5 protein-coding genes are annotated in these 4,062 nt (G+C 65.0%); 3 read left to right on the plus strand and 2 right to left on the minus strand.

Annotated features, from left to right (window positions below):
- Positions 1-377: 377 nt before the first annotated feature.
- A complete protein-coding gene (locus tag NP3_RS33195; RefSeq protein ID WP_063045698.1) occupies positions 378-1,895 on the minus strand; it encodes an FAD-dependent oxidoreductase in 1,518 nt (505 codons plus the stop codon).
- Between the two features lie 158 nt (positions 1,896-2,053).
- Here NP3_RS33195 and mbp1 point away from each other — a divergent pair, with 158 nt between their 5' ends.
- Positions 2,054-2,299: a microaggregate-binding protein 1 gene (mbp1, locus tag NP3_RS33200; protein WP_063045699.1), complete on the plus strand. Its 246-nt coding sequence runs from the start codon at positions 2,054-2,056 to the stop codon at positions 2,297-2,299.
- A 79-nt stretch (positions 2,300-2,378) separates the two neighbouring features.
- Here the strand turns inward: mbp1 and NP3_RS33205 are convergent, their stop codons facing one another.
- A complete protein-coding gene (locus NP3_RS33205) occupies positions 2,379-2,711 on the minus strand; it encodes a hypothetical protein (RefSeq protein WP_063045700.1) in 333 nt (110 codons plus the stop codon).
- Positions 2,712-2,878: 167 nt separating this feature from the next.
- Between NP3_RS33205 and NP3_RS33210 the strand changes: the two genes are divergently transcribed.
- Positions 2,879-3,409: a DUF6328 family protein gene (locus NP3_RS33210; protein WP_063045701.1), complete on the plus strand. Its 531-nt coding sequence runs from the start codon at positions 2,879-2,881 to the stop codon at positions 3,407-3,409.
- A 223-nt stretch (positions 3,410-3,632) separates the two neighbouring features.
- The gene (locus NP3_RS51650) at positions 3,633-4,031 is read left to right on the plus strand and encodes an STAS domain-containing protein (RefSeq protein WP_063045702.1); all 399 of its coding nucleotides are present in this window, start codon (positions 3,633-3,635) and stop codon (positions 4,029-4,031) included.
- Positions 4,032-4,062 lie beyond the last annotated feature (31 nt).

The following is a 4,062-nucleotide window of genomic DNA, read 5'->3' on the forward strand; positions in this document are numbered from 1 at the left end:
ACCATCGCCGGGCTAGGTCCGGCCGAGTGGATCGCAACGAGAGCAATCATAGGGCAACATGAGGTACCCCTTCACGACTTGCCGAGATTCGCCGGTTCCGGGTTCGGGCATATGCCGGGAGTCGCCGATTCTGTCCAGATGTGATCGAAGGCTCACCGGTCCGGGCTGCGCGGACCGTGGTGCCGGATAGACCCAACTCGGATGACGCGGAGGCACCCGACAATCGAAGGCGGGCTCGAGCGCGCTCGGCGAGGCGATCACCGAGATGTGTTCGGCCCGAACGTATGTCGGCCGATCGGATATCTGATACGGGCCGCCGGACTCCGAAAACCTCCTGACCAGAGGCGATCGCGAACCAACCAGGCCCACGTCTCGAATCAGGGGATTCGACGCAAGGGGAACGGGCCGGAAATCGGTGTCAGCGAGTCGGTTGCCGGACCTTCGAGCAGCGTGCCGTCGGCGGCGAACCGGGAGCCGTGCAGCGGGCAATCCCACGATTGCTCCGCATCGTTCCAGCGCACGATGCCGCTCAGATGCGGACAAACCGCGGATACCTCGGTGGTGGCGCCGTCGACAGTGCATACGGCGGTCGGGCGCAGCCCGTGGCGTTCGACGCGGCCGCTGCCCTCGGCAGGCGCTGCGCCGAGGCCGGTGCCGAGCATACGCAACCAGCCGAAGGAAAGTTGTTGGGCCACAGAGCTATTGGCGAACACGGCGGCGGGTATCGACTTCAGCTCACTCGGACGCCAGCTTGCGAAGGTATCGGCCCACCGCGGTGGTTTGCCATTGATCCGACCCGCGAGCGCCAAGGCCGCGGCGATACCGTTCGTCAAACCCCATTTGGCGTAGCCGGTGGCGAGCAGGATGTGATTCTGCCCAGGCAGCAGCGGACCGACGTACGGCAATTCGTCGACCGGGTGATAGTCCTGCGCGGACCAGCTCTGCAGCGGTTCAGCGGTAGGGAAACACCGCTGTGTCCAAGCGATCAACTCATCGACCCGGCGGCTCGCCGCATCCGTGCGCCCGACCACGTGGCCGTTGCCGCCGACCAGCAGCAGCTCGGCGCCATCGGATCCGGGGGTGTACCGCAGCGACCGAGTGGGCTCGCCTGCGCTGATGAACATTTCGTGCGGGATCGGCTCGGCGACCCGGAAGGCGCTCAGATAGGAGCGCTCGGCGGTGAGCCGGGCGAAGAAGCCGCCGCGATCGAGTATCGGTGTGCCGGTTGCCAGGATGATCGTGCGCGCGACCAGATCGCCGTGCTCGGTTTCGATCACCAACTGGTCGTGCTCGCCGCCGTGTACGCCTTTGGCCCTGGTGGATTCGAAGATCGGCGCGCCGCGTGATTCGATATCGGCGGCCAAACTGGCAAGCAGTGCCATCGGATCGAGTTGAGCCTGGTTATCGAGCCGGACCGCACTGTGCACCGGGAACGGCACATCCAGCTCCTCGACGAGCGTTGTGGCCAGCCCGGCGGCCCGTGTCGCCTCGTATTCCCTTCGCACAGCGGATATTTCAGCCTTGGACTGAGCGTAAGTGAGTGCCGGTACGCGCTGGACGGGCACCGAATGCTCCGCACAGTAGCGCAACAGCCACTGCTGCCCCTCGCGATTGGCCTCGACATAGTCGCTCACCGCTCGATCGCCGTGGCGACCGCGGATCCGCTGCGCTCGGATCCCTTGCAGCAGACTGACCTTCGCCGTACTGGCACCGGTGGTGCCCGCCCCGACCCGCTTACTCTCCAGCACCGCCACGTCGACACCGCTCTCGGCCAGCAACAGGGCCGTCACCAGGCCGGTGAGCCCGGCGCCGATCACCACGGTGTCGAACCGCAGCCCCGGCGTGAGCCGCAGTCGCGCAGGCACCTCGGCATCGTTCAACCACAGGGACCTCATGCTCCGGCGATAACCGCTGCCACACCGCCGAAACATCCCGATATGCGGCAAGAATTTTCCGGAATCCGCGATGAAAACGCGGAGTTCGGATTCACCGGGCAGATCCCGGGTATGCGGCGAATGTCCACCTGAAAACCGATAATTCGGAGGTAGATATCGTGTCCGAGCACAAGAGTGGTCCCCGCGAAGGTGCCGAAGGCGTCGTCGAAGACGCCAAGGGCAAGATCAAGGAGGCCGCTGGCGCAGTCTTCGGAAACGACGACCTGCGGGATGAAGGCAAAGCCCAGCAGGACAAGGCGGAATCACAGCGTGCAGCAGCCAGCAAGGAAGCGGCCGCCGAGAAGCAGCGTGCCGAAGCCAAGCTCGACGAACAGCGCCAGCGCGCTTACCAGCAGGGGCAGTGATTATCGATAATCGCTGCGTATGACAAGTAATGAGTTGCCGGACAATATGTCCGGCAACCCATTACTTTCGGCCCCGGGATTACTTCGGCACCAGGATTCCGGTCAAGTCGGCTTTGCGGATAGGGGTGTCCGGATTGGCCTGTGCCCGGCACATCAATTCGATTGCGGCGATCGAGGCGTCGACGGTCTGATCATTGGTCGCCGGCGCATTGCCGTTACGTTCCTGCTCGAGGAATTTGGTCACCGTGATGCGCTGTTTATCCTTGTCCTGCGCGACGAATTCGCTGCAGGGCGTGTCACCGCCCTTGTTCACCGCCTTCTGGGCCTGCTCGCAACCGCTCGCCAAGACCGCGAGCGCGGCCGCGGCGGCCACCGCGGCGATGCGACCTCGGCAGGTTCCGGTGTTTCTCATGATGGATCGCTCCTCCTCGAAACAATGCCGCCGAGCGCATCGGCGTCATCATCCGCATACCCGCCCGTCGAACAGCGAATCAGCGGCGCTGCGACCAACGATCGCCGGGTGTATGCGGGCCCGGCGCGGGTACGCCGCGAACATAGAGCGCGAACCCGGGAGCAGCCATGGCGACATCGAAAAGCGATGACCCAGCCGTGACCAAGGATGATCAGGAATGGGATCGCCACACCAGGCACGAGACCGAAACCCAACGGCTGGACCGCAATTGGTCCAATCTGGTGCAGGAACTGCGCGTGGTGCAGACCGGTGTGCAGTTCTTGATCAGCGCGCTGCTGATCCTCCCGTTCCAGGCCGGATTCACCACCTTGTCGCAGCCGATGCGACTGCTGTATCTGGGTACGGTCTCCGCGGCGATGGGTGCGACCGTATTCCTGGTCGCACCGGTGTCGTGGCATCGGATCCTGTTCCGGCGCCATCGGTTGGGCAATGTCGTGGCCGCAGCCCATCGCTGCGCGATGGCAGGGATCGCGCTGCTCGGACTGGCGCTGACCGGCGCTACGACTCTGGTGATGGCCGCCGTCGCGGGGACCACCGCCGGTGCGGTGGCGGCTGTAGTGGTCGCGCTGCTGTTCGTGGCGGCCTGGGTGGTAGCGCCGTGGCGCTGGCGCGATGGCCGTGACGATTCCGATGGTTGAATCGGACCGCGCCGACGTGCCAAACTAGGACGAGGTTGAGACTACAGCCGACCCTGGGTCCGACGTGGCGACAGACTACGCAGGACTCGGCCAGCGGGAGCGCGTAGCGACACCTGACCCAGCGTGGCGACAACCGAAGCGTCCTACCTACCGCCGATACCGCCGCCCTCCCGCCGATCCGATCCTGCCGTACAGGACCGGAATCCCCTCCTGGGAGGTTTACATGTCTGCCGTTCTTCAGCACCGCTCAAACGGGCAGCACCCGGCCGGTGAACGACCACGCAACCGCTTCTGGGCGCAACGCGTCGATCGCCGTAAACAGTGCGTGGTGGTGCGCGCCGAAGGAGAACTCGATGCGGCCGCACTCCCGGAGTTCCGCGCGATGCTCGAACATGCCGTCACGACCCGATGCCATGCGGTTGTCCTCGATCTGCGCGCCACCAAATTCCTGAGCATCCGGGTGGCGGCCACCATCGGAGCGATCACCCAGCGGGCAGCGCACGGCGGCCCCGATGTGCGTATCGTCTCGGGTCGCCGCGAGATCGACCGGGTGCTCGCCATTACCGGAGTACGCGCCGTGTGTTGCGATTTCCCGACAATGCGCGCCGCGCTCGACACATAATGAGGCCTTAAGTCCCTGGTCGGGCTGATAT

Origin of the sequence: Nocardia pseudovaccinii NBRC 100343, from assembly GCF_001613225.1 — a bacterium.
Classification (GTDB): Bacteria; Actinomycetota; Actinomycetes; order Mycobacteriales; family Mycobacteriaceae; genus Nocardia; species Nocardia pseudovaccinii.

Bases quoted from the DNA above. Each gene is read 5' to 3' on its own strand.
- NP3_RS33195 (WP_063045698.1), bottom strand. From the start codon at position 1,895: ATGAGGTCCCTGTGGTTGAACGATGCCGAGGTGCCTGCGCGACTGCGG.
- NP3_RS33205 (WP_063045700.1), bottom strand. From the start codon at position 2,711: ATGAGAAACACCGGAACCTGCCGAGGTCGCATCGCCGCGGTGGCCGCC.
- NP3_RS33210 (WP_063045701.1), top strand. From the start codon at position 2,879: ATGGCGACATCGAAAAGCGATGACCCAGCCGTGACCAAGGATGATCAG.
- NP3_RS51650 (WP_063045702.1), top strand. From the start codon at position 3,633: ATGTCTGCCGTTCTTCAGCACCGCTCAAACGGGCAGCACCCGGCCGGT.